The 23,949-nt window shown below is 75.7% G+C and carries 27 protein-coding genes; 18 read left to right on the plus strand and 9 right to left on the minus strand.

What is annotated here, in order from left to right:
- Positions 1-50 precede the first annotated feature (50 nt).
- Together ACFYWG_RS25535 and ACFYWG_RS25540 are read right to left on the minus strand one after the other, a co-directional pair.
- The gene (locus ACFYWG_RS25535) at positions 51-494 is read right to left on the minus strand and encodes a hypothetical protein (RefSeq protein ID WP_376326596.1); all 444 of its coding nucleotides are present in this window, start codon (positions 492-494) and stop codon (positions 51-53) included.
- Between the two features lie 183 nt (positions 495-677).
- The gene (locus tag ACFYWG_RS25540; RefSeq protein ID WP_389203798.1) at positions 678-1,352 is read right to left on the minus strand and encodes a TetR/AcrR family transcriptional regulator; all 675 of its coding nucleotides are present in this window, start codon (positions 1,350-1,352) and stop codon (positions 678-680) included.
- 101 nt (positions 1,353-1,453) lie between these two features.
- On the opposite strand from ACFYWG_RS25540, the gene ACFYWG_RS25545 reads away from it, so the two are divergent.
- The 7 genes from ACFYWG_RS25545 to ACFYWG_RS25575 all read left to right on the plus strand — a co-directional run bounded on the left by ACFYWG_RS25545 (position 1,454) and on the right by ACFYWG_RS25575 (position 8,554).
- The gene (locus ACFYWG_RS25545) at positions 1,454-2,488 is read left to right on the plus strand and encodes a medium chain dehydrogenase/reductase family protein (RefSeq protein ID WP_389203800.1); all 1,035 of its coding nucleotides are present in this window, start codon (positions 1,454-1,456) and stop codon (positions 2,486-2,488) included.
- 361 nt (positions 2,489-2,849) lie between these two features.
- Positions 2,850-3,170 (plus strand): GYD domain-containing protein, encoded by a 321-nt coding sequence (locus ACFYWG_RS25550; protein WP_376326585.1) that lies wholly within the window; start codon positions 2,850-2,852, stop codon positions 3,168-3,170.
- A 74-nt stretch (positions 3,171-3,244) separates the two neighbouring features.
- Entirely contained in the window at positions 3,245-4,399 is a 1,155-nt protein-coding gene (locus ACFYWG_RS25555) for a sensor histidine kinase (protein ID WP_389203986.1), read from the plus strand.
- Positions 4,396-5,106 (plus strand): response regulator, encoded by a 711-nt coding sequence (locus ACFYWG_RS25560; RefSeq protein WP_383499896.1) that lies wholly within the window; start codon positions 4,396-4,398, stop codon positions 5,104-5,106. Before ACFYWG_RS25555 ends, ACFYWG_RS25560 begins: the two co-directional genes overlap by 4 nt.
- Before the next feature lie 95 nt (positions 5,107-5,201).
- The gene (locus ACFYWG_RS25565) at positions 5,202-6,371 is read left to right on the plus strand and encodes a serine hydrolase domain-containing protein (RefSeq protein WP_389203803.1); all 1,170 of its coding nucleotides are present in this window, start codon (positions 5,202-5,204) and stop codon (positions 6,369-6,371) included.
- A gap of 396 nt (positions 6,372-6,767) precedes the next feature.
- Positions 6,768-6,971 carry a cold-shock protein gene (locus ACFYWG_RS25570; protein ID WP_003991681.1) on the plus strand — a complete coding sequence of 68 codons (204 nt, stop codon included), beginning with the start codon at positions 6,768-6,770 and terminating at the stop codon, positions 6,969-6,971.
- 149 nt (positions 6,972-7,120) lie between these two features.
- On the plus strand, positions 7,121-8,554 hold the full coding sequence (locus ACFYWG_RS25575; protein WP_376326579.1) for a DEAD/DEAH box helicase: 1,434 nt from the start codon (positions 7,121-7,123) through the stop codon (positions 8,552-8,554).
- Positions 8,555-8,638: 84 nt separating this feature from the next.
- On the opposite strand, the gene ACFYWG_RS25580 is transcribed toward ACFYWG_RS25575, so the two are convergent.
- Positions 8,639-9,571 (minus strand): NAD(P)-dependent oxidoreductase, encoded by a 933-nt coding sequence (locus ACFYWG_RS25580; protein WP_389203805.1) that lies wholly within the window; start codon positions 9,569-9,571, stop codon positions 8,639-8,641.
- 42 nt (positions 9,572-9,613) lie between these two features.
- On the opposite strand from ACFYWG_RS25580, the gene ACFYWG_RS25585 reads away from it, so the two are divergent.
- Complete coding sequence (locus ACFYWG_RS25585) at positions 9,614-9,964, plus strand: winged helix-turn-helix transcriptional regulator (RefSeq protein ID WP_376326576.1); 351 nt, start codon at positions 9,614-9,616, stop codon at positions 9,962-9,964.
- Positions 9,965-10,124: 160 nt separating this feature from the next.
- Here ACFYWG_RS25585 and ACFYWG_RS25590 read toward each other — a convergent pair whose 3' ends face one another.
- Entirely contained in the window at positions 10,125-10,607 is a 483-nt protein-coding gene (locus ACFYWG_RS25590) for a MarR family winged helix-turn-helix transcriptional regulator (protein WP_385411849.1), read from the minus strand.
- Between the two features lie 75 nt (positions 10,608-10,682).
- Here ACFYWG_RS25590 and pip point away from each other — a divergent pair, with 75 nt between their 5' ends.
- The 6 genes from pip (at position 10,683) to ACFYWG_RS25620 (ending at position 15,869) form a co-directional block, all read left to right on the plus strand.
- A complete protein-coding gene (gene pip, locus ACFYWG_RS25595; RefSeq protein WP_389203808.1) occupies positions 10,683-11,660 on the plus strand; it encodes a prolyl aminopeptidase in 978 nt (325 codons plus the stop codon).
- 174 nt (positions 11,661-11,834) lie between these two features.
- Positions 11,835-13,478, plus strand: a complete 1,644-nt coding sequence (locus tag ACFYWG_RS25600; protein WP_383500050.1) for an alpha/beta hydrolase — start codon at positions 11,835-11,837, stop codon at positions 13,476-13,478.
- 220 nt (positions 13,479-13,698) lie between these two features.
- Positions 13,699-14,100 (plus strand): sortase-dependent protein, encoded by a 402-nt coding sequence (locus ACFYWG_RS25605; RefSeq protein WP_385411843.1) that lies wholly within the window; start codon positions 13,699-13,701, stop codon positions 14,098-14,100.
- Entirely contained in the window at positions 14,097-14,861 is a 765-nt protein-coding gene (locus ACFYWG_RS25610; RefSeq protein ID WP_389203810.1) for a class F sortase, read from the plus strand. Before ACFYWG_RS25605 ends, ACFYWG_RS25610 begins: the two co-directional genes overlap by 4 nt.
- A complete protein-coding gene (locus ACFYWG_RS25615) occupies positions 14,858-15,349 on the plus strand; it encodes an RNA polymerase sigma factor (RefSeq protein WP_376326568.1) in 492 nt (163 codons plus the stop codon). The genes ACFYWG_RS25610 and ACFYWG_RS25615 overlap by 4 nt, the downstream gene beginning before the upstream one ends.
- Positions 15,333-15,869, plus strand: a complete 537-nt coding sequence (locus tag ACFYWG_RS25620) for a hypothetical protein (RefSeq protein ID WP_389203813.1) — start codon at positions 15,333-15,335, stop codon at positions 15,867-15,869. Before ACFYWG_RS25615 ends, ACFYWG_RS25620 begins: the two co-directional genes overlap by 17 nt.
- A 91-nt stretch (positions 15,870-15,960) precedes the next feature.
- On the opposite strand, the gene ACFYWG_RS25625 is transcribed toward ACFYWG_RS25620, so the two are convergent.
- The 3 genes from ACFYWG_RS25625 to ACFYWG_RS25635 are packed head-to-tail and all read right to left on the minus strand — an operon-like array spanning position 15,961 to position 18,978.
- A complete protein-coding gene (locus tag ACFYWG_RS25625) occupies positions 15,961-16,323 on the minus strand; it encodes a DUF952 domain-containing protein (protein WP_376326564.1) in 363 nt (120 codons plus the stop codon).
- A 25-nt stretch (positions 16,324-16,348) separates the two neighbouring features.
- Positions 16,349-17,311, minus strand: coding sequence for a class A beta-lactamase (gene bla, locus ACFYWG_RS25630; protein WP_389203815.1), 963 nt, complete (start codon positions 17,309-17,311; stop codon positions 16,349-16,351).
- 17 nt (positions 17,312-17,328) lie between these two features.
- Positions 17,329-18,978, minus strand: a complete 1,650-nt coding sequence (locus ACFYWG_RS25635; protein WP_389203817.1) for a penicillin-binding transpeptidase domain-containing protein — start codon at positions 18,976-18,978, stop codon at positions 17,329-17,331.
- 114 nt (positions 18,979-19,092) lie between these two features.
- Here ACFYWG_RS25635 and ACFYWG_RS25640 point away from each other — a divergent pair, with 114 nt between their 5' ends.
- Complete coding sequence (locus tag ACFYWG_RS25640) at positions 19,093-20,322, plus strand: LysR substrate-binding domain-containing protein (RefSeq protein WP_389203819.1); 1,230 nt, start codon at positions 19,093-19,095, stop codon at positions 20,320-20,322.
- Positions 20,319-21,191 carry a serine hydrolase gene (locus ACFYWG_RS25645; protein WP_389203821.1) on the plus strand — a complete coding sequence of 291 codons (873 nt, stop codon included), beginning with the start codon at positions 20,319-20,321 and terminating at the stop codon, positions 21,189-21,191. The genes ACFYWG_RS25640 and ACFYWG_RS25645 overlap by 4 nt, the downstream gene beginning before the upstream one ends.
- A gap of 33 nt (positions 21,192-21,224) precedes the next feature.
- Here the strand turns inward: ACFYWG_RS25645 and ACFYWG_RS25650 are convergent, their stop codons facing one another.
- The gene (locus ACFYWG_RS25650; protein WP_376326557.1) at positions 21,225-21,779 is read right to left on the minus strand and encodes a tellurite resistance TerB family protein; all 555 of its coding nucleotides are present in this window, start codon (positions 21,777-21,779) and stop codon (positions 21,225-21,227) included.
- A 374-nt stretch (positions 21,780-22,153) separates the two neighbouring features.
- On the opposite strand from ACFYWG_RS25650, the gene ACFYWG_RS25655 reads away from it, so the two are divergent.
- Positions 22,154-22,528, plus strand: coding sequence for a DUF6479 family protein (locus ACFYWG_RS25655; RefSeq protein ID WP_383499852.1), 375 nt, complete (start codon positions 22,154-22,156; stop codon positions 22,526-22,528).
- Between the two features lie 64 nt (positions 22,529-22,592).
- On the plus strand, positions 22,593-23,078 hold the full coding sequence (locus ACFYWG_RS25660) for a hypothetical protein (protein ID WP_389203824.1): 486 nt from the start codon (positions 22,593-22,595) through the stop codon (positions 23,076-23,078).
- Here ACFYWG_RS25660 and ACFYWG_RS25665 read toward each other — a convergent pair.
- Positions 23,072-23,824 (minus strand): Ig-like domain-containing protein, encoded by a 753-nt coding sequence (locus ACFYWG_RS25665; protein WP_389203826.1) that lies wholly within the window; start codon positions 23,822-23,824, stop codon positions 23,072-23,074. The genes ACFYWG_RS25660 and ACFYWG_RS25665 overlap by 7 nt on opposite strands.
- Between the last annotated feature and the right edge of the window lie 125 nt (positions 23,825-23,949).

The following is a 23,949-nucleotide window of genomic DNA, read 5'->3' on the forward strand; positions in this document are numbered from 1 at the left end:
CCGGCCGGGACCGTGCGGTGCCCGCCGCCCGGCCGGGGACCCGGGCGGTTTCAGGCGTCGTACGGGCCGTCCGCGCCGCGGGCGCCCGGTGCGGGGCGCGCGGGGGCGAGGCGGCGGTAGGCGGCCCGGGCGTGCACGAGACGGGCCAGGCCGGTGCCGACGAGGGCCGCGGTGAAGAGGCAGACCAGCCAGGGGGTGTCCCGGTGTCCGGTCCAGGTGAGCACCCCGGCGGGCGGGATGGCGAACCCGTTGAGGAACAGCCAGCACAGCAGGGCCGTGCCCGGGGCGGCCGTGAAGCGGGCGCACAGGCCCAGTACCGCGGCGAGCAGCGACAGCGCGGCCAGGGCGAGGTCCGGACGGCCCGGCCCGGCCACCGTGTTGAGGACCGCCACCAGCAGCAGGGCGCCGACACCCGCCCCGGCCCAGACCAGCGGGGTGGCCACGGGCTGCGGCACGGGTCTGGCTCCGGCTCCCAGCGGCTTCCACTCGATCATGCCGGTACTCCCTTCCGCTCCTCCTGGACGGGAATTGTCCCCCCGGCCGGTCCGGCCGGCTCCGGCGGCCGGTTGCCGGGTGCTCGCCAGGGTGCCAGCACCCCGTGCCGGGCGGAACGGCCGAACCGGCCAGCCCGGGAGGCGGGCAGGGCCCGTCCCCGGCCACGTTTGCGCCGTCGTTCCTCAGGCGGTGCCGTCGGACGGGGTCCGGTGCGTGAGGGCGGCGACTTCGGCCTCGTAGAGCCGGGCCGGGTCGAATCCCATGCCCGTGAAGTGGCCCGCCAGTTCGAGGGACAGGGCACCGTGCAGGCGGGTCCACAAGGTCAGGGCCCGGTGGAGGACCGCGGGCGGGGCGGGGTGGTCCGCGGCCCAGTCGCGGTGGTCGGCGAGGTGGGCGGCGAAGCCGGTCTCCGGGCCGTCCGCCGGCGGCTCCGCGCAGGCGTCCAGCAGGTGGGCCATGATCTCCGACGCGATCGCCGTGATGTCGTCGGGCGCGTGGTAGCCGGGGATCGGCGTGCCGTAGACGAGGAAGTAGCGCTGCGGGTCCGCCAGGGCCCATGCGCGCAGGGCGTGGGCCAGGGCGGTCACGTCGGCGCCCCCGTCGGCGGCTGCCGCGCCGATCGTGTCGGCGAGGCTGCGGTACGCGTCCCGGACGAGTGCGGTGATCAGCTCGTCCCGGCCGCCGAAGTAGCGGTACAGCGCCGGACCGCTCATGCCCATCTGCTTGGCGATCGCGTTCAGGGAGAGCGCGGACGCCCCGGCCGTGGCGATCTGCTCCCACGCGCGCTGCTTGATCTCCGCCCGGACCTGGGCGCGGTACCGCTCGCGGGGCGTCGCGCCCTTCTCTGCCTCCGTCATGGTGAGAGGTTATCACTCACGTTATTGACACTCACTTCCGCAATGCGTTACAACCTATAACGAACACAAGAAGCAGTAGCCCAAGCCGTACGGAGGCCGTCATGAACCGCACCGGGGAACTCGTCGAGATCGTCCTGCCGGGCAAGGTCGAGCCCGAGGGACTGGTCACGCGGCGCGGTCCCGTCCCCGCCCCCGGCCCCGGGCAGGTGCTGATCCGCACCGAGGCCACCGGCGTCTCCTTCGCCGAGCAGCAGATGCGGCGCGGCCGCTACTACGACCAGCCGCCGTTCCCGTTCGTCCCGGGCTACGACCTCGTCGGCACGGTCCTGACCACCGGCGAGGGCGTCGATCCCGCGCTGGCCGGGACCCGGGTCGCCGCCCTGGTCAAGGTCGGCGGCTGGGCGAGCCACGTCGTGGCCGACGCGGCCGACGCGGTGCCCGTGCCCGCCGGGGTCGGGGCGGCCGAGGCCGAGACCCTGGTCGTCAACGGCGTCACGGCCTGGCAGATGCTGCACCGCAAGGCCCGCGTGCGCGCCGGCCACACCGTCGTGGTCCTCGGGGCGAACGGCGGCGTCGGTTCCGTGCTGGTCCAGCTCGCCCTGGCGGCGGGGGCCCGTGTGATCGGCACGGCGTCCCCCCGCCATCACGAGGCCCTGCGCGCCCAGGGCGTCCTGCCCGTCGACTACCGCGCGGACGACCTCGCCGCCCGCATCCGCGCGCTGGCGCCCCAGGGGGCCGACGCCGTCTTCGACCACGTCGGCGGCCGCGGCATCGTCGGCTCCTGGCGGCTCCTCGCCCCCGGCGGCACGCTGGTCTCCTACGGCAGCGCCTCCACCCGGGACGCCGAGGGCTCCAAGCAGTGGCCCGTGCTGAAGCTGCTGGGTCGGGTGTGGCTGTGGAACGCGCTGCCGAACCGCCGCCGCGCCTGCTTCTACAACGTCTGGGCCGGGCGGGCGCTGTCCCGCGACCGCTTCCGCGCCCGGCTGCACGCCGACCTCACGCAGGTCTTCGCCGCCCTGGGACGCGGCGAGGTCAGTGCCCGTGTCGCCGCGCGCCTGCCCCTGGAGCGGGCCGCCGAGGCATTGCGGCTGGCCGAGTCCGGCACGGTCGCCGGGAAGGTCGTCCTCATCCCGTAGCCACCACCGCCCACCCGCTCCGCGCGAGCGACCCGTCCGACGAGAGAAACCCCGACACCGTGCCCGCCAACCGCCCCGTCACCCCTGCCCTCACCGCCCGGCCGCCGCGCGCCCCCGCGCTCGTCCTCCCCCTGGCCGGCGCCCTCGCCGCGCTCCTCCCGGCCGGTCCGTCGAACTCCGTCAGGAGGTCGTCGGGGCACAGCTCGTAGAGGTCACCCCGCCCGCGCCGCCCCCGGTTGTCCCAGATGCGGTAGCCGGCTGGGGGCCGACGGGTGAATCGTGGGGCGGGGGTGTGAGCGGGGGGCGGGGGCCGGGGAAGGGTGGGGCGTACCGCACCTTCGACGGGCAGGACGGTTCCTCCATGCCGAAGTTCCTCATCCAGGCCACCTACACGCCCGAGGGCACCAGAGGGCTGCTCAGGGAAGGCGCGAGCGGGCGGCGGGACGCCGTCGAGCAGGTCGTGACCGGGCTGGGGGGCCGGGTCGAGGCGATGTACTTCTCCTTCGGCGGCGACGACATCGTGCTCATCGTGGACTTCCCCGACGCCGTCTCCATGGCCGCCGTCAGCCTCACGGTCAAGGCCAGCGGCGCGCTGCGCACCCGCGCCACCCCCCTGCTCACCCTCGACGAGATCGACGAGGCCACCCACCGCCAGGTCGCCTTCCGCGCACCCGGGGCGTGAACCGGCCCCGCCCCGCTACGGTGTGAGCGGCCGGCACGGGACGGGGGTCGTGACAGGTGACGGGCGTACGGGGCATGGTGCGCGGGTGGTGGCAGCGGGGACGGGTCCTCGCCGCGTCCCGTCCGCTGCTCGTCGACATCGGGGTCGCCCTGCTCGTCCAGGCCGCCATGACCCTGCCGTTCGTGGTGCCGCGGGCGGCCGGCCTGCCCCCGGCGACCTGGGCCGCCTACGGGCTGAGCACCCTCACCGTCGTACCGCTGGTGTGGCGGCGGCGGGCGCCCCTCGCCGTGCTGTTCGCGGTGCTGGCCGCCAACGCGCTGTACCGGCTGACCGTGGACGGGCCCGGGCAGCCCCTGCCGTACACCGGGCTCGTCGTCGCGTACACGATCGCGGTCGTCTCGCCCGCGCGCACCCGGGCCACCGCCGCGCTGGTGCTGGCCGTGGCCGTGCCCGTGGGCGTGTGGTTCAACACCCGCTCGCTGCGCGAACTGACCTTCTCCTTCTTCGTCCTGGCCGCCGCCTACGCCTTCGGCCGCCTCACCGACACCCGGCAGCGGGCGCACCGCGTGGAGGCCGAGCGGGCCGCGGCCCGTGAACGGGCCCGCATCGCACGGGAGATGCACGACGTCCTCTCCCACGCCGTGAGCCTGATGATCGTGCAGGCGGAGGCCGGGCCCGTGGCGGTGCGGGCCGCGCCCGAGCGGGCCGAGGCCGCCTTCGACGCCATCTCCGCCACCGGACGCGAGGCCATGGCGCAGCTGCGCCACATGCTGGGCGTCCTGCGCGACGGCGACGACCCGGACGGCTCCCCGCGCTCACCCCAGCCCGGCCTCGCCGACCTGCCCGCCCTGCTGGACCGGGTGCGCGGCAGCGGGCTGGACGTGGTGCACGAGACGGCCGGGGCCGTGCGGCCGCTGCCCGGGCCGGTCGGCGCCACCGTCCACCGCGTGGTGCAGGAGGCCCTCACCAACACCGTCCGGCACGCCCGCGCGCACACCGCGACCGTCCGGCTGGTCTACGGCGCGTCCGACGTGGAGGTCCGGGTCACCGACGACGGGCGCGGGCCGCGCGGGCACGCCGCCGGCGGGCACGGTCTGACCGGGATCCGGGAGCGGGCGGCGGCCCACGGGGGCAGCGCGGTCGCCGGGCCGGGGCCGGACGGCCGCGGCTTCGAGGTGCGGGCCCGGATCCCGGCACCGGCCGCCGCCGTGGCGGAGGCGGGGCGATGACCCTGCGGGTGGTCGTCGCGGACGACCAGGAACTCGTGCGCAGCGGCTTCGCGATGATCCTGGACGCGCAGCCGGACATCGAGGTCGTCGCGGAGGCCGGTGACGGCGCCGCGGCCGTCGACGCGGTACGGCGGCACGCGCCCGACGTGGCGCTGCTGGACATCCGGATGCCACGCGTGGACGGCATCGCGGCCTGCCGCGCGATCAGCGCGGCGGGCGGCTGCCGGACCGTCATGCTGACGACGTTCGACTCCGACGAGTACGTGTACGAGGCGCTGCACGCGGGCGCGAGCGGCTTCCTGCTCAAGGACGTCCGGCGGGACGACCTGGTGCACGCGGTGCGGGTCGTGGCCCGGGGCGACTCGCTGCTCGCGCCGTCGGTGGCGCGGCGCCTGGTGGAGCAGTACACCCGGCCCGCCGCCCGGCCGCGGCGGGCCGATCCCCGGCTGGACGTGCTCACCGGGCGGGAGCGGGAGACGCTGCTGCTGCTCGCGCGGGGGCTGTCGAACGCCGAGATCGCCGCCGCGCTGGTGGTCAGCGACCACACGGTGAAGACCCACGTGGGCAACGTGCTGGCCAAACTCGGTCTGCGCGACCGGATCCAGGCCGTGATCTGCGCCTACGAGACCGGCCTGGTCACGGCCGGGGATCCCCCGCCCGGGGGACCCGGCACGGGCGGCCCCTCCCCCTGGCCGGCGAGGACGTGACCGGGCGGGACCGCCCGCGCGGGTGATCCGCGCGGGACGGCCGGTGCACAGGATGGAGACGTCCACACCACCGCTTCCCCGCACCGGAGTTGCCCGTGAACGTCCGCATCAGCCTGCTCGCCGCCCTCGTCGCCGGGGCGGTGGCCGGACCGCCCGCCCTGCCGGCCGCCGCGTCCGCGCCCGCCGCCGTGGCGGCCGCCCCGGCCCCGCGCTCCGCCCCGTACCCCGCCCTGGAGGCCGCCCTCGCCGGTCTGCCGGACGGCGACGCGACGGCGGCGCTCGTCCGGGTCCGGGGCGAGGAGGGCGCCTGGCAGGGCAGTGCGGGGGTGCACGACCTGCTGTCCGGGCGCCCGGCCGACCCCGCCGGGCGGTTCCGCGCCGGGTCGGTGACGAAGGTGTTCACCGCCGCGGTCGTCCTCCAGCTGGCCGCCGAGGGGAGGCTGGACCTCGGCCGCAGCGTCCGCTCCTACCTCCCCGGCCTGGTCCCGGCGGCGTACGAGGGCGTCACCGTGCGGCAGCTGCTGAACCACACGCACGGGATACCGGCCGCCGGCGTGCCGGGCGGGACGGTCGAGGAGCGGTACGCGGACCGGTTCCGGATCCACGACCCCCGGGAGACGGTGCGGGCGGCGCTGGCGAAGGAGCGCGAGTTCGCACCGGGCGAGCGGCAGCACTACCTCAACATCGGGTACACGCTCGCCGGCCTCCTCGTCGAGCACGTCACCGGGGACACCTACGAGCACCAGGTCGCCCGCCGGGTGCTCCGGCCGCTGGGGCTGCGGGGCACGTACTTCCCGGGGGCCGACCCGCGCATCACGGGGCCGCACAACCACGGCTACCAGCGGATGCGCCTCGACGACGGCACGACCGGGCTGCGCGACGTGACGGTGTGGGGGGCCACGGACGCCTGGGCGGCCGGGGACATCGTCTCGACCACCGCCGACCTGGAGCGGTTCACCACCGCCCTCTTCCGGGGGCGGGTCGTGCGCGGGCCGGTGCTGCGGGAGATGTTCACGGTGCCCCGCGTCACCGACGCCGCGACCGGCAGGCCCGCCGCCCACTCCGCCGGGCTGTCCAGGACGGTCCTCGGCGGCCGGGAGGTGTGGGGGAAGACGGGCGGCCGCTGGGGCTACAACGCGGCGATCGGCTCCACCCGCGACGGCTCGCGCACCCTCGTCTACAGCGTCAACTCCACCGACGCCAAGGGTCAGGACATGAACCGGGTCGCGGAGAAGATCATGGTCGCGGTGTACGGCCGTCCGTGACCGGGGGCGCCCAGCCCCGCAGCGGCCGGCGCGATACAGAATTCGGCCACGGCGGAACGACCCCCGATCCGGTGTCGATCATCCGCCCGGCGTGTCCGTTCGCCTGCCGTCCCCTGGCCGTACGGCTGCCGTCCATCCGCGGTACTCGGACCCCAGGGGAAGCAGGGTTGAGGATCAGCCACGGGTACGACAAACCCGGGCCGTGTGCCGACGCCTGTGCTACCTTCGATGACGTTGCAGTTTTGGTTCCCAGAGACTTCGAGTGCTCTTTCGACCTCCGTCGACGAGCACTCTTTTTGTTTCCGAGGATTTTCGGATCTCTCCACAGGGTGATCATTTCGGCGACTACGGGTCCGCGAGGTGCGGATCTGAGTACTGCCCTCAAGGGAGATTCATATGGCTACCGGCACCGTGAAGTGGTTCAACTCGGAAAAGGGCTTCGGCTTCATCGAGCAGGAGGGCGGCGGCCCCGACGTCTTCGCCCACTACTCGAACATCGCCACCTCGGGCTTCCGTGAGCTCCAGGAAGGCCAGAAGGTGACCTTCGACGTCACGCAGGGCCAGAAGGGCCCGCAGGCCGAGAACATCGTTCCCGCCTGACGCTGACGCGCATGCCCTGACCGGGGCCCGCACCCCTGCGGTGCGGGCCCCGGTTCGTTTCGTCCGTTCCGGCTCGCTCTTGCGAATCCGCGGCCCTCCGGCGCCGTCGTGCATTCCCCGATACGTGCCGCATCGAGGAAGGCTCCCCCATGGACCGCACCGCTCGCAGGAACAATCCCACCCGCTCCCGCGACCACGGGAACCGCGCCCGCAAGAACACGGGCCGCGCCCCCGCGCCCCGCTCCGGCGGCGGCCGCCGCCCGGCCGGCACCCGGGAGTTCGCCGCTCCCGTCACCGTCACCCCCGCCCTCCCGGCCGTCGAGGCGTTCGCCGACCTCGACCTGCCCGCGCCGCTGCTCACCGCGCTGGCCGCCGAGGGCATGACCGCGCCCTTCCCGATCCAGGCGGCGACCCTGCCGAACTCGCTGGCCGGCCGGGACGTCCTCGGCCGCGGCCGCACCGGCTCGGGCAAGACGCTCGCCTTCGGTCTCGCCCTGCTGGCCCGGATCGACGGCACGCGCGCCGAGCCGCGGCAGCCGCTGGCGCTGGTCCTGGTGCCCACGCGGGAGCTGGCCCAGCAGGTCACCGACGCCCTCACCCCGTTCGCCCGCGCGCTGCGCATCCGGCTCGCCACGGTGGTCGGCGGCCTGTCGATCGGCCGGCAGGCGCACGCCCTGCGCTCCGGCGCCGAGGTCGTCGTCGCCACGCCCGGCCGTCTGAAGGACCTCCTGGACCGGGGCGACTGCAAGCTGGACCAGGTCGGTGTGACCGTGCTGGACGAGGCCGACCAGATGACCGACATGGGCTTCATGCCGCAGGTCACCGCGCTGCTCGACCAGGTGCGTCCCGGAGGTCAGCGGATGCTGTTCTCGGCGACCCTGGACCGCAACGTCGACAAGCTGGTCCGCACGTACCTGCACGACCCGGTGGTGCACTCGGTCGACCCGTCCGCGGGCGCGGTCAGCACGATGGATCACCACCTGCTGCACGTCGAGGACGACGACAAGCACGCCACGACGACCCGGATCGCCGCCCGCGACGGCCGGGTGATCATGTTCCTGGACACCAAGCACGCCGCCGACCGGCTGGCGAAGAAGCTGCTCGCGGTCGGCGTGCGCGCCTCGGCGCTGCACGGCGGCAAGACCCAGTCGCAGCGCACCAAGACCCTGGAGCGCTTCAAGGACGGACAGGTCACGGTCCTGGTGGCGACCAACGTGGCGGCCCGCGGCATCCACGTCGACAACCTGGACCTCGTGGTCAACGTGGATCCGCCCGGCGACCACAAGGACTACCTGCACCGCGGCGGCCGTACGGCCCGGGCCGGCGAGTCCGGCACCGTCGTGACGCTGGTCCTGCCGCACCAGCGGCGCGAGATGAACCGGCTGATGGCCGACGCGGGCATCACCCCGCAGGTCACCCGGGTCCGCCCCGACGAGGCGGAGCTGAGCCGCATCACCGGCGCGCGGGAGCCGTCCGGCGTGCCGGTCGTCCTCACCCCGCCGCCCGCCGCGAACCGCCCCGCCCGCACGGGCTCCGCCCAGGGCGCCCGCCGCGGCGGCCCGTCCCGCCGGCGCCGCCGCTGAGCCCGGGCCCGGGCCCCGGCCGGGGCCCGGGCGGCTCGGCGGTCGCGAGGCGGCCGGTGGCGCAGGGGAGCACCGCGCCCGTCGTCACCGGCGGCCGATGACCTCCGCGACGCGGAGGAAGCCATCGCCGCCGTGGCCGAGGCCGACGGCGCGGCGGGCCATGCCCTCGGCCGCGCGCATGACGCCCGCGTCGATGCCGTGCTCCTCCGAGACGTGCACGATGTGGGCCATCGACGACACGGCCGAGGTCAGCGGGTTGCCCTCGCCGCTGTAGGTGCCGGCGTCGGCGTCCGCGGCGGTCTGCGCGAACACCGGCGGCAGGATCGCCCCGATGCCCTGGGCGAACGGCGCCAGTTCGCTCGCGGTGACGCCCTCCGCCCGGGCCAGGGCCACCGCGTGCGCGTACCCCGCCATCGCCGTCCAGAAGATGTCCAGCAGGGCGATGTCGTAGGCGGCGGCCCGGCCCACGTCCTCGCCGAGGTGGGTCTGGCTGCCGCCCAGCGCCCTGCGCACCGGGGCCGTCTCCTCGTACAGGTCCGGCGGTCCGCTGTACAGCAGGACCGCGCCGGCCGTGCCGATGGTGTCGGTCGGCGTCATGATCGCGCCGTCGAGGTAGCGGACGCCGTGCGCGGCGGCCCAGGCGGCGGTGGAGCGGGCCCGGGCCGGGGTGTCGGCGGTCAGGTTCACGACCGTACGGCCCCGGAGCGCGGCGGCGGCCCCGTCCTGGCGCAGGACGGCGTCGGCGGCGTCGTAGTCGACCACGCAGACGACGGTCACGGCACTGGCCGACACCGCCTCCGCCACCGTCCCGGCACCCCGCGCGCCCCGCTCGAGGAGGTCGCGTTCGCGGCCCGGGGTGCGGTTCCAGACGGTGGTGCGCAGGCCCGCCGCCAGGAACGCCCCGGCCAGGGCGCGGCCCATCGGCCCCAGGCCGAGGACCGTGACGGTGCCGCCGTCGGGGGCGGGGAGCGGGGAGGCGGAATGCGCGGGGGACGCGGACGTGCTGTACGTGGACACGGGGGAACTCCTCGGGAACTTGGGAACGGGAACGGGGTCCGGATGACGCGCCGACGCCAGGACACGGACGTGTGCGGGGTGACCGCCGCGATCGCCGTGATCGACGGCAAGTGGAAGACGGCCCTGCTGTGGCTGCTGGAGTCGGGCGCGCACCGGCCGGCGGAACTGCGCCGCAAGCTGCCCGGCCTCACCGAGAAGGTGCTCACCGAGGCGCTGCGGGAGATGGAGGAGGACGGGCTGGTGCACCGGCGGGTGTACGACGTGCTGCCGCCGAAGACGGTCTACTCCCTGACCGCGTTCGGCCGCGAACTCTCCGACGCGCTGGCCCCGTTGTCCGACTGGGGGCACCGCCGCCTGGAACGGCTCACCGACGCCGGCCGGCCGGTGTCCTGAGCGCTGCCCACCTCCGTCCTTCCTCGTGCCCTCAGCGCCGGCGGCCTCCGCTCACCAGACTCCCCGCAGGGCCGCGCCCTGCCAAGTACGCACAAAAAGGTGGGTATGAGCGCTCCCGCCGGCGCGGTCACCCCGCTCGACGCCCTGGGCGGCCCGCCGCTCAGCCGTGCCGCTCCTGCGCCGAGGCGATGCGGTCGCGGAACGGGCGGCGGGTGACCGCCTCCGCCACCTCCGTCAGCACCCGGGCCAGCGGCAGGGAGAGTTCCGCGTCCAGCTCCGCCATCGCCGTCCTCGTCGCCTCCCATTCCGCCTCGATGCGCGGGAGCAGCGCCCGGGCCTTCGCGGTGAGGCCCACCAGCCGGCGGCGACCGTCGGCGGGGTCGGGGGTGTGGGTGACCAGGCCCGCGCGGGCCATCTGGGCGGCCGTCTGGCTCGCCGCCGAGTGCGTGACGCCCGTGGCCGCCGCCAAGTCCCGCACCGACAGCGGGCCTTCGGCCACCAGGGCCCGGACCGCCGGGGAGAAGCGGGGGCGGTACTCGGGGACGCCCTGCTCCGCGTAGACCCTGGCCACGTCGCCGTCCAGCAGGTCCAGGACGTGACGCAGCAGCGTGCCGACGGCGCAGGGGTCGGGGTGACCGGTCACGCTGTTAATCTAACAGCACTGTCAGGTCGGCGGGAGGGGCGGCGAGGACGCCGCCGGGGCGGGAGGGCGAGGGACGTGAGCGGGGAACTCCATCCGCCCGTCGAGCCGTACGAGCAGGGCATGCTCGACGTCGGCGACGGCAACCTCGTCCACTGGGAGACCTGCGGCGATCCGGCGGGCAAGCCCGCCCTCGTGCTGCACGGCGGGCCCGGGTCGGGTGCGGGGCCGTTCTGGCGCCGGCTGTTCGACCCGCGGACGTACCGGATCGTGCTGTTCGACCAGCGCGGCTGCGGCCGCAGCACCCCCGACGCCGCCGACCCGGCCACCTCGCTCGCCGCCAACACCACATCCCACCTCGTCGCAGACATCGAGCGGCTGCGACGGCACCTCGGCATCGACACGTGGCTCGTCCTCGGCGGTTCCTGGGGCGTGACCCTCGCCCTCGCCTACGCCCAGCGGCACCCCGGGGCCGTCTCCGAGATGGTGCTGTTCAGCGTCACGAACACCACCCGCCGCGAAGTGGACTGGGTGACACGGGACATGGGGCGGATCTTCCCCGCCGCATGGGCCCGGTTCCGGGACGCCGTACCGGAGGCGGAGCGCGACGGCAGCCTGGTGGACGCCTACGCCCGGATGCTCGCCGACCCCGATCCGGCCGTACGGGAGCGGGCCGCCCGGGAGTGGTGCCGGTGGGAGGACGTGCACGTCTCCACCCACCCGGGGCACCGGCCCGACCCCCGCTTCGAGGACCCGCGCTTCCGGATGCGCTTCGCCCGCCTCGTCACCCACTACTGGCGGCACGCCGCCTTCCTGGACGACGGGGTGCTGCTGCGCGACGCGGGGAGGCTCGCCGGGATCCCCGGCGTGCTCGTCCACGGGCGGCTGGACATCAGCGGGCCCGTGGACGTCGCGTGGCGGCTGGCGCAGAAGTGGCCGGACGCCGAACTGGTGCTGATCGGCGACGAGGGCCACGGCCTGTCCGGCCGTACGACCCGCGCCGTGCTGGCGGCCACCGACCGCTTCGGCGGCCGGACTTCGTCCCTCCGCGACTGACCGGAAGCTCAACTCCGGTCAGGAGATGTGCAGATACCTGCGAGGAGTTGCCGGATCCGGTCGCGCGCCCTCTCGGATTGGGCTAGACATGCGGCGGAAACACGTCGGCATCCGGACATGCCCGCAGGCACGTCCGTCCGAGGGGGAACAGAAAGAGTGACCACACACGACCACATGACGGGCCGTTCCGGCACCGGGGGGCGCAGACGCGTCCCCCGCATCAGGATCGCCCTGGCCACCGCGGCCGCCTTCGTCGTCGCCGGGAGCGGGGTCCAGGCGACGGCCGTCCAGCCGGACCCGGCACCGGCGCAGCCCGCCGTACCGAACCTGGCCTGGTCCGACTGCCAGGGCGGCTTCGAGTGCGCCGACGCCGCAGTGCCGCTGGACCACCGCGATCCGCAGGGCCGGAAGCTCACCCTCGCGGTCATCCGCAAGAAGGCCCCCGACCAGGGCCGGAAGCAGGGCACCCTGTTCCTCCAGCCGGGAGGACCGGGCAACTCCGGCGTCGACTTCGTCCGCAACAACTACGACGACCTGCCCGCCCGGTTGAAGGACTCCTTCGACGTCTTCGGGTACGACGTACGGGGCGTCGCCCGCAGTGCGCAGGTGGAGTGCTGGGACGACGCGACGTACACCGCCGCCATCAGGGCCGCCAAGGGCGTGCCCGGGCCGGGCGCCTACGAGGAGGCCGTGCGCCAGGGCGCCGCGTTCGACCAGGCCTGCCAGGACCGGGCGGGCGACCTGCGGCCGTACATCGGGACCGGGTACGTCGCCCAGGACATCGACCTGCTGCGCCAGGCCCTGGGCGAGGAGCAACTCACCTACTACGGGCGGTCGTTCGGCAGCTACATCGGCACCGTCTACGCGGCGATGTTCCCCGACCGGGTCCGCGCCCTGGTGCTCGACGGCGCCTACGACCCGCAGCACTACGCGCACCGGCCCTACGCCTACGACCGCCCGCAGTACCGGGCCCTGGACGGCGCGATGAGCCGCTTCCTCGACTGGTGCCGCACGGACCAGGCCGGCTGCGGCTTCGGCGACGGCGACCCGCGGGCCGCGTTCGAGAAGCTCAAGGCGGACCTCGACGCGAACCCCGTGCCGACCGCCAACGGCGGCCAGGCCAACGGCTACACCCTCGTCTACCGCCTGATGTTCAACCTCAACGAGGGCAAGGTCATCTGGCCCTCCCTCGGTCAGGCCCTGCGCAAGGCGCAGCAGCGGGACACCACGTCCTTCCTGCTGCGGCCCCCGTCCCCGGCCAGCTACGACTTCCTCAACCCGAACATCGCGGTCGAGTGCGTCGACAAGGACTACCCGCGCAGCCCGGACCGGCTGAAGCGGCAGGTCACCCGCAACGCCGAGGCGTCCCCGCTGCTCGGCCCGGCCCTGGCCTACGGCCCGCCGCTCTACGACCACCAGCACGCCACCACGTGCGCCCAGTGGACCGGCGACAAGCCCAGCCGCTACGCCGGGTCCTTCCGGGCGAAGGGGTCCGCGCCGATCCTGGTCCTCGGCACCACCGGCGACCCGGACACCCCGTACCAGGACGCCGTGGCCCTGTCCCGGCAGCTCGACAACGGCAGGCTGCTGACGTTCCGGGCCGAGGGGCACACCGCGTTCGGGCGCAGCGCCTGCGCCACGGACGCCGTGACGGGCTACCTCGTCGACGGCACGGTCCCGGCGCGCGGCACGACCTGCGAGGACGAGACCCAGCCGCCGGCCGCCACGCCCAGGAAGGCCCCCACGGGCACGACCCTGGCGGAACTGCGCAACGGCGTGAACGAGAAGCACGACCTGCTCGGCACGACCCCGCGCTGAGCGGGCGGCACGAGCCCTCGGCCGCCCGACCGGCCGACCCGGAAGCCCCGGACGCCCCGCCACGGCGGCAGGCGGCCGGGGCTTTCGCCGTGCCGCCCCCGGGGTGGCGCCCCGGGCCCGGGCCCCGGGCCCCGCGGCGACTTTGCCGTCCCTTTACAACCCGGCGTCCTGGTGCCTCGTCTCTGCGCACGATCCGTTCTCGACGAAGGAGTGCGACTCGATGCGCCGAACTGTTCTCAGCCTGCTGGCCCTGGCCGGCACCGCCGTCGCCGTGGGCTCGGGGCCCGCGTTCGCCCACGGGGGCGGGGCCTCCCCCTCCCCCGTCCCGGCGGCGGAGCGGCCCACCGCCGCGCCCGCCGAGAGCGCCGCGCCGGCGCCCCGGGACGAGTCGGCCGCTCCCACCCCGGCACGGCCCGCCCCGGCGCGGCCCGAGCCGACCCGGGCACCGGCCGACCGGCAGGTGCCGGTCGTGCCGAGCGGGGCGCCCGACACCGGGGTCACGACGGCGGACACGGACCCGGCCGGTACCGGCACGGCGGCCGGCGCGGGTGCCGCCGCGGTGCTCGCCCTCGGCGGCGGCACGGTCCTCGTCGTACGGCGCCGCCGGGCGAGCGGGGCATGACCGCGTTCTCCAGGCGCGCGTTCACGACCGCTGCCGCGGTGTCGCTGCTGACGGCGTGCGGCGGGCCGGGGGCGGGCGGGCCCGGGGGCGGGTCGTCCCGGCCGGCGGGCGCCGGTGGGTCCGGGACCTCCGAGGCCGCCGGCGGGGCCGGAAGCACAGCCGGGCCCGAGGCGGAGGCCGGAGGCGGGGCCGGAAGCGGATCCCGGGCCGGCGCCGGGTCCCGGGCCGGCGGCGGGTCCCGGGCCGGGTCCTCGCCGGTGCCGGCCGGGCGGCGGCGCGGCGCGGCCCGGTCGGTGCCGGTCCGGCTGCAGATCCCGGCGATCGGCGTGGACACCCCCGTCATCCGGCTGGGCCTGGCGGCCGACGGCACCGTCGAGGTGCCACCGGTGACGGCCCACGACCGGGCCGGCTGGTACCGGCACTCGCCCACCCCCGGCAGCACCGGCCCGTCGGTGATCCTCGGCCACGTCACGGTCGGCCCGTACGGCGACGGCGTCTTCCGGCACCTGGCCCGGCTGCGCCGGGGCGAGCGGATCGTGGCGCGCCTGGAGAACGGCACGGCGGCGTGGTTCGCCGTCACGGCGGTCCGGACCGTCCCCAAGAACGCGTTCCCCGTCGACGACGTCTACGGAAACGTGGACCGTCCCGAGCTGCGGCTGATCACGTGCGGTGGCGCGCGTACCGGTGACGGCTACGCCGGCAACGTGATCGTGTTCGCGGCGCCGGCCGGCACCGACTCCCCCACTTCTGGAGAGCGTTGAAACGGTCCCGTGAGAAGGCGGCGTCCGACCTGTTCGCCGCCCTCTACCCGCGCCTGGCCGGCTGGTGCCGCCGCCTCGTCGACGACGACGAGACGGCCCACGAGATCGCCTCGGAGGCCTTCACCCGGCTGTGGGCCCGCTGGACGAAGGTGGAGGAGCCCCGCGGCTTCCTCTACGTCACCGCCGCCAACCTCGTCCGCGACCACTGGCGCAAGCTGGAGCGCGAACGCCGGGCCCTGCACCGCGTCACCTCGGAGGCCGCCGTACGTCCGCACCCGGACCAGCCCGATCCGTCGGTGCGGATGCTCGTGCAGTCGCTGCCCGAACGGCTGCGCGTGCCGATCCTGCTGCACTACTACGCTGACATGCCGATCCGGGAGGTGTCCGTGCTGACCGGGCGCAAGGAAGGGACCGTCAAGGCCGACCTGCACGCGGCCCGCGAACTGCTCCGCGTCCATCTGAGGAGGAGCCTTGACCACACGGCTTGACGGCGACCCGGGCGACGAGCGGTGCGGTCCCGACGACCCCCTCGCGGTGCTGCTGCGGCCCTCCTCGCCCGACTACCTCGGCGCGCCCGACGGCCGGTTCGCGGTGGTCCGGCGCAGGGCGGCCCGCCGGCGCCTGCTGCGCACGGCGGCGGGTGCGGGGGTGTGCTGCGCGGTGGCCGCGCTGGTCGCCCTGCCGCTGCGCCTCGCCGCGCCCGACGCCCCGGCGGCCCCGAGGACGACGGTTCCCATGGCTCCGCCCGACCCGGGTCCGGCGTCCCCGGCCCCGCCGGCGACTCCCGCGCCCGCCCCGTCCCGGGCGCCCCGCCAGTCCGACGCGCCCGCCGAGTCCCCCCGTCCCACCGCCTCCGCCGAGCCGTCGCGCCCCGGTGTCCCCGACCGCGGGGAGCGCCCCACCCCCGCGGACCCGTCCCGTGCCCCGTCGGCCACTCCCACCCCGGCCCGGCCCGTCGCCCCGACGGCCCGCCCGGCCACGGACGGGGAGGGGACGCCGGGCCACTGACGGGGGCGCCGTGCGCCCGGAGGTGGCCGACGGTCGCACGCGATCGTCCGGACGCTCACCCGGGCATCCGGTCGAGCGTCCGGGCATCCGGTCACCGGGTCGGGTCCAGCCCCACCGCCCGTCCCTCGTCGTCCCACCGCACCTGGAGGACGTGGTCGACCGCCGCCCGGTCGAGCGGGCCGAAGACGTGCGGGAACAGGACGTCCGCGGCCACCCCGGGCGGCGGGGCGGGCGCGGCGGCCTCGCGCTCCACCCGCGCGGTCAGCCGCGTCTCATCCAGGGCGAGCACCAGCAGGGGCCGGGGCGCGTCCCGGTAGAAGGCGTCGACCACGGCCAGCGTCGTCGCCTCGTCCGGGGAGCAGTGCACGAAGCCCTCCTCGGCGAGGGAGGCGGGCGCGTACGGCCGGCCGGTGTCGGTGTGCCAGACGGCGTGCGGTACGGCGTGATAGATCATGGCCCCGTTATAGCCCGCGCGGGCGTCAGCGCCCCAGGGCGGCGAGGGCCCTGCGGGTGGCCTCGGCGACCAGGGCGTCGGAGGGCTCGGTGCCGCGGCCGGGGCGGTCGGTCAGCACGGCCAGGACGATCGGCTCGGCGCGCGGCGGGTGCAGCACGGCGACGTCGTTGGCGGGGCCCCAGTCGCCCGTGCCGGTCTTGTCGGCCGCCGTCCAGCCGGCGGGCAGACCCGCCCGGATGCGTCGGGCGCCGACGTCGGTGGCGTTGCGGGAGAGCCAGTCCGTCAGCAGGGCGCGCTCGCGGGCGGGCAGGGCGGTGCCGAGCAGGAGCAGCCGTAGGTCGGTGCCGATCGCCTGCGGGGTGGTGGTGTCGGCCGGGTCGCCCGGCGGGACGTCGTGCAGGTCCGGCTCGTAGTGGTCCATGCGGCTGACAGTGTCGCCGAGGCGGCGCAGGTAGGCGGTGAGCGCGGCCGGGCCGCCGATCTCGCGCATCAGCAGGTTCCCGGCCGTGCCGTCGCTGAACCGGACGGCGGCGTCGCACAGCCGGCGGAGCGTCATGCCGGTGTCGACGTGCCGGCCGGTGACGGGCGTCGTGGAACGCAGGTCGGCCCTGGTGTAGGTGATGCGCCGGTCCAGGCCGTGCAGGGTCCGGTGGTCCAGGACCGCCGCGGCGGCGAGGGCCTTGAAGACCGAGCAGAACGCGAAGCGCTCGCCGGCGCGGTGGACGGCGCTCGCGCCCGTGCCGGTCGCCAGGGCCCAGACCCCGACGCGCGCCCCGTAGGCGCGCTCCAGGTCGGCCAGTCGCAGCCGGCGTGCCGGGGAGCGGCCCGGTGCCGAGGAGCGGCCCGGTTCGGGTGCGCTGCCGGTGGCCGTGGCGGCCCCGCCGGGCCGGGCCGGTGTCTGCTCCCCGCCGCCGCACCCGGCGAGCGGCAGCAGGGCCGCGGCGGCCAGGAGGGCGCGGCGGGATGAGGGCGAGGGGCGGGCGGTCATACGGGGATTCTCCCCACTCACCGCGCTTCCCCCGGCGCCTCGGCCAGCAGGCTGCGGACGATCGGACCGGCCGATCCGCCGCCGGTGACGCCCTCCTCCACGACGCACGCCACGGCGACGTTCCCCCGGTGGGCGACGAGCCAGCCGTTGTTGTCCTGGTCGTCGGAGACCTCGGCCGTGCCGGTCTTCGCGCCGACCTCGCCGGGCAGGCCGGACAGGATCTTCGCCGTGCCGCCGGTGACGGTGGCGCGCAGCATCTCCCGCAGCTGCCCCACGACCTTCGGCGGCAGCGGTTCCGTCCTGGTCGTGTCCTCGGTGCCGGCGAGGAGCGAGGGCTGGTGGAACCTGCCCGACACGGCCGTCGCCGTCACGGACGCCATGATCAGCGGGTTGGCCTGCACCCGGCCCTGGCCGATCATCGACGCGGCCTTCTCGGTCTCGTCCTTCGGCACCGGCACCGACCCGTCGTAGGTGGGCGCCCCGACGTGCCACTCCTGGCCGACGCCGAAGTACGTCCGGGCGACCTCGCCCAGCTCCCCGTCGCCGAGCCGGTCGCGCAGGCTGATGAACGCCGTGTTGCACGACTCGGTGAAGTCCTTGCGGAATGTGGCGCCCGGGTGTTCGGAGAGCTCCACGTTCTGGAACTTCTTCCCCACGGTGAGGAACTTGGGGCAGTCCACCACGTCGTCCGGTGCGACGGCGCCCTTCAGCAGCAGGGCGCTGGTGGTGACGATCTTCCAGGTGGAGCCCGGGGCGTAGGTGCCGGAGAGGGCGCGGTTGAAGCCGCCGGAGGGGGAGTTGGCCACGGCCAGGACCTCGCCGTCGTCGATGCGCAGGGCGACGAGCGCGGCGTTCCTGCCGTCGCCGTGCGAGGCGAGGGCCTTCTCGGCGGCGGACTGCCAGTCGGCGTCGAGGGTGGTGCGGACCGGTCCCTCGTCCGCACGGACCGTCTTCGCGCCGAAGGCGGCCTCCGTGCGCCGCACCTTCCCGGTGGTGCGGTCGACCAGCCGGATCGCCCCGCGCGCGCCGGTGTCCCCGGCACCGTCCCCGCCCAGCCGGGTCATCAGCGGCGCCAGCGAGGGGAACGTGCCGGCGGACAGTTTCCGGCCCTGCCGGTCGGCGACCTCGGGTGGCTCGCCGTCCTCCCTCTCGAGCCGGAACTTCTCGGTGCCGCTCAGGCGCGGGTGGACCAGGGACAGCTTCCAGTCGACCTTCCAGACGCCGTCCTGCTGCTCGCGCAGCGGCAGTTCGGACCGGTAGGTCCAGGTGCCGAGGCCGGTGACCGGCATGCGGGCGGTGAAGGGGACGGTGACCGTGCCGTCCTCGGCCTCGGACGCGGCCCCGGCCGTGAGCGCGGGTGCGTCGATGTCCAGGCCCTCGGTGAAGCTGTCCAGCACGCGCCGCGCGGTGTCGGGGCTGGTGGTCCGCTCCGCCGCCTTCGGCACGCGGCCGGCCGCCCAGTCGGCCAGGAACGCGCGGGCCTGCTCGCCGGCGGCCGGGTCGGGACCGGTGTGCCGGGCGAACGGCCCGATCCCCGCGGCCCACGCGCCGCCCGCCGCCACGGCGAGCACCACCACCCCGGCGGTGACAGCACGCAGGGCTCTGCGCCGCGGCCGCGGGCCGCCGGGGGTGAGGACGGGAGCGGAGTGGTCGGCATGAGTGTCCATACGCAGACCCCAGCAGCGGCCGGGGATCCTGTCCAAGACCGTTATCGATGTCGGATCAATATCCAGTCGATATGATTGCTGTTCGTGGACCTGGTGCGGCACCTGGAGTGCTTCGTGGCTGTTGCAGAAGAGTCACACTTCGGCCGTGCCGCCGCCCGGCTGGGCATGGCCCAGCCGCCGCTCTCGCAGCGCATCCAGCGCCTGGAGCGGCACCTCGGCGTCCGGCTCTTCGCACGCACCAGCCGCCAGGTCGCCCTCACCGAGGCCGGGGCACTGCTGCTGGACGAGGCGCGGGAGGTCCTCGCCCGCTCGGAGGCACTGCTCGCCACGGCCCGCCGGATCCGCGACGGCGAGACCGGCCTGCTGCGGGCCGCGCTGCCGCCGGACCTCTCCGGCGAGACCGTCGCCGCGCTCCTGGCCCGCTTCTCCGCGACCGCCTCCGGCCTGCAACTGGAACTGCACGAACTGCCCACCGCCCAGCAACTCCAGCGCTTCGCCGCGCACGAGCTGGACGTCGGGCTGATCCACCACCCGTGCGACGTGGCGGGCCTGGAGCTCGGCCCGGTGCTGCGCCGCGAACTGGGCGTCCTGCTGCCCGCGGGGGCACCCGCCGCCGCTCTGCCCGAGGTGCCCCTGGCCTCCCTGACCGGCTACGACCTGATCCTCTTCCCCCGCGCCGGCGCCCCGGCCGTCTACGACGACCTGCTGACGACCTGCGCCCGCAACGGCTACACCCCGTCCGCCGTCCGGCACGCCCAGGGCGCGAGCTTCGTCCGCGGCCTGGTGCTCTCGGCGGAGGCGGTGGCCTTCAGCCCCCGCGACGCGCACGCCCCCGAGGCCGCCGCCGAACCGGCAACCGCCCCGGGACCGGCAACCGCCCCGGGACCGGCAACCGCCTCGGGTCCGGCGGGCGGCTCCGGGAGGGGGATCGGCTCGGAACCGGCGGGCGGCTCCGGCCAGGGGACCGGCCCCGTACCCGGCGCCGACGCGCGAGCGGAGGCCGGCTCGGGGGCGGTGAGCGGCCACGGACCGGGGGCCGGCTCCGGACGGGCGGCCGCCCCGGAAGCGGACCCGAACCGGACCGATCACAGGGAGCGCACCGGTCGCCCCGATCCCGCGGCGGAGGCGGGGGCACCCGCTCCCCCCGGCGTCGTGTGGCGGCCGCTCAGCGGTACGCCCCTGGCGCTGCGGCACTCGGTCGCCTGGCCGGGCGGGCGCGGTGACGCCGCCGTCGCGGCGTTCGCCGAGGCCACCACGCACGCGCTGCGCACCACCGCCGGAGCGCTGCCCGACCTGCCCGCCCGCCCCCTGCACCTGCGCCCGGCCTCGGAGTACTGGCTGTGACCGACGCCCTCGCCCGCATCCACGCGGCCTTCGCCGACGCCGGGGTCACCGGGTGGCTGCACGCCCTCGACATCGACTCCGGCGCGCAACTCGACGCCGGGGCGGACCGGCCGGTGTGCACCGCCAGCGTCCACAAGCTGTGCCTGCTCGTCACGCTGCACGAGCAGGCCGCGGCCGGCCTGCTGGACCTCACCGAGCAGGTCGAATGCCCGCCGCGGGAGCGCACGGCCGGGCCGACGGGGCTCGCCGCGATGCTCGACGGTGCCCGGCTGTCCCTGCGCGACCTGGCCTTCCTGATGATGTCCGTCAGCGACAACGCCGCCGCCGACCTGCTGCTGGGCCGCGTCGGCCTCGACGCCGTCAACCGCACCACGGCCCGCCTCGGCCTCACGCACACGTACGCGGTGCACACCTTCGGCCAGCTGCTGGCCACCATCAGGGAGGACGCCGGCCCCGAGGGCGCCCGGGCCCTGGCGGACCCGCTCGTCGTCACGCGGCTGCGCGCCCTGGACCCCGCATGCACCAACCGCAGCACCCCGCGCGACCTGACGCGGCTGCTCGCGGCGGTGTGGCGCGACGAGGCGCTCCCGCCCGCGTACGGGGCGGCCGTCCGGCGCGTCCTGGGCCTGCAGGTGTGGCCGCACCGGCTGGCCTCGGGCTTTCCCTTCGACGACGTGCACGTCGCGGGCAAGACGGGCAGCCTGCCGACCGTGCGCAACGAGGTCGGCGTCGTCGAGTACCCCGACGGGGGCCGCTACGCGGTCGCCGTCTTCACGCGCACGGCCCGCACCGCCGCGCTGCTGCCCGCCGCCGACGCCGTCATCGGCACGGCGGCCCGCCTCGCCGTGGACGCGCTGCGCGCCCCCTGAACGGCGGTCCGCCGCGCCTGCTCCGGCGCAGGGTCAGAGCTGGAACTCGGCCGGGGACAGCCCGAGCGCCGCGCAGGCCTCGCGCAGGACCGACGCCTCGGCCTGGGAGAAGTGACCGTCCGCACCGGCGACGACCATGCCGGTCTGGATCACGGCCCGGGCCTCGGTGGGCTTCTTCGCGGCCTTGGCGATCTCCTGCATCGCCTCCGCCTTGCCGTGCTGGAAGTTCATGGTCAGCTGGTCGACGTGCTTGTTGAAGCGCTGCCGCAGCTGCTCCGGCGGGAAGTTCTGCAGCACGTCGTTGCCGAGGATCATCGACTCGACCTGCTGCCGCTCCGACGGGTCCACCTGCCCGTCCGCCGCGGCGACCAGGGCGCACACCGCCATGCTCGCGTCCCGGTACGCCCCGCTCTTCAGCTCGTTCTTCAGCGAGCCGAGCTGCGACTTGAACAGGCCGATCAGCTGGGCCTTGCCGCCACCCCCGGACCGCGCCCCGCCGCCGTGCCCGCCGGGCGCCGCACCACGCCCGGCCTGCCCCTGCTGCTGCAGAGCCTTCGCCTGGTCCTTGAGCCGGTCCCACACTGCCATTGCCGCCACCTCGGTCTTCGTCAGCATCACCTGGCGCACCCGCTCAGCGCGCGCACTCCTCCAACGCCCTGCCCCCGGGTAAAGGTTCCGCAAACCGCGATGCGCCCGAACGGCGGCGGTCCGCTCCCGGTGAAGGGAGAGCGGGCCGCCGCCGTCCGGATCGTGTGGGAGGTCCGGGGCGGGCTCCCGAGCGGCACACGCGGGGACGCGACGGCCCGCTCCGGACCTCCTCTGGCCGCAATCTGCCAGCCGTGGCGCCGCCGCGCCTCCCGGGGCCTCCGAACGGGGACCTCCAACGGGTTCCCTGACGGGCCCCACCAGGGCTTTGGGACATTCCGGACGCTTTATCGCATTCCGTCGGCGATAATCGGACCATGAATACGGCAACGTATGAATCGCTGGCGGCGTCGTCAGATCACGCGGTCGCCGTGACCATCGCCTTCGTCGCCGGCCTGGTCGTGGCCTGCGCGCTGATCTGGGCCGTGCGGGTCGGGATGCGGGTGATGGACAAGGACACCCACCACCCCACCCCCGAGGAGCAGCCGCGCCTGCCCGAGACCGGACCGGTCCGCGAGGCACGGGAGATGCGGGAACCCGACGACGTGCCGGTCGTCACGCGCGACGGGCAGCGGCTCCTGCCGCACGAACTGCACCGCGCGAGCACCAGGACCGGCAAGGACCAGACACCCCGCCGCTGGTCGCCCGGATCCAGCGGATCCTTCGGCGGCGGCGGCTCCGGACGTACGTGATGCCGTGAGACCGGGGGGCCGCGCGGCCCCCCGGCAACGCCCCCGCACCCCAGGGAGGACAGACATGGCTGCCCGCCACCGGATGCGCCGGGCGACGGGAGGCGCGGTCCTGGCCCTCGGCCTGGCCGCCGCCGCGCTCACCGGCTGCAGCGGCGACAGCCCCGCGGACACCGCCCGCAAGGCGGAGTCGGCGGTCGGGTCGATCGCCTCGCAGGCCACCGAAGCCGTGGAGTCGGCGACGGCCGAGGCCGGACGCCGGCTCGACGACATCCAGGACGGTGCCGACGCGAAGGGGGACGTGAAGGTCGCGGCCGCGTCCGTCACCCCGGGCGGCCGGGCCCGCGCCGAGGTCACGGTCACCAACACGGACGACACCGCCCGCTCCTTCGCCGTCCAGGTCAACTTCACCGACGGGGGCCGTGTGGTCGACACGGTCATCGTGACGGTGGACCACGTCCAGCCCGGCGAGTCCGCGGCGGCCACGGCCCGCAGCACCCACGACCTGTCCGGCGGGATCGACGCGGTGGTCGCCCGCGCGGTCCGCTACTGACGACCGACCGCCCGCCACGCCTGCCGGCCGGCCCCGGCCACCGAGATGTCGATCTGCTCGCTCGTCGCGCTCACACCGTTCAGGGAGGCGAGCGCCTGGAGCCGGTTGGGACCCGGCGGCAGGGACGCCGGGTCCGGGGTGCACGACCACGTCCCGTCCGCGGCGGCGGTGGCCGAGCAGGCCTCACGCTCGTCCTTGTCCCTGACGGTGACCTGGGCGCCCGGGTGCGCGGTGCCGGAGATCTCCGGCTCGGCGGCCAGCGGTACGCCGGACAGCGGTCGGGTCAGCGCCGGCGCGGCCAGGCCCACGGTCACGACGCACCGGCCGGCGGCCCGCCGCACGCCCCGCGCGTCGGTGACCCGCAGCGCGCAGTCCCGCAGCCGCGTCCCGGGCACGGCGTCCGCGGGCAGCGCCAGCACGAAGGGGAGCGCACGGGCGCCGGCCCCTTCGCCCGTGACCCGGTACGTGGCCGTACGGCCGTCGGCGGCGACCGAGCCGCGGTAGCCGGGGGCGACGAGCGGGGTGCCGGTGACCCGGGTGCCGCGCGGCGCGGTCAGGGTGACCGCGCCGCCCGCTCCGGCCCGTCCGGCCCCCTCGACCTCCACGGTGCCCTCACGCCCGGGCACGATCACGCCCGTTCCCCACAGCACCTCGCCGCCGCGGGCCGCCGCGGGCGGCCCCGTGAGCGCGGCGGCGCCCGTCACGAGCACCCCCGCCACGACTGCGGTCTTCCAGTTCCTGTTCATCGGGCTGGGGCTCCTGTCCGGCTCCGGGCGGTCGAAGATCACTCCGCCCCATCCTCACGCCCCCACCGCACCCCCGACACCCGGAGCTCCCCCACCAGGCCCAACAACCACCCCCCAAGGGGCGC

Origin of the sequence: Streptomyces sp. NPDC003456 (genome assembly GCF_042878735.1) — a bacterium.
Lineage (GTDB): Bacteria > Actinomycetota > Actinomycetes > Streptomycetales > Streptomycetaceae > Streptomyces.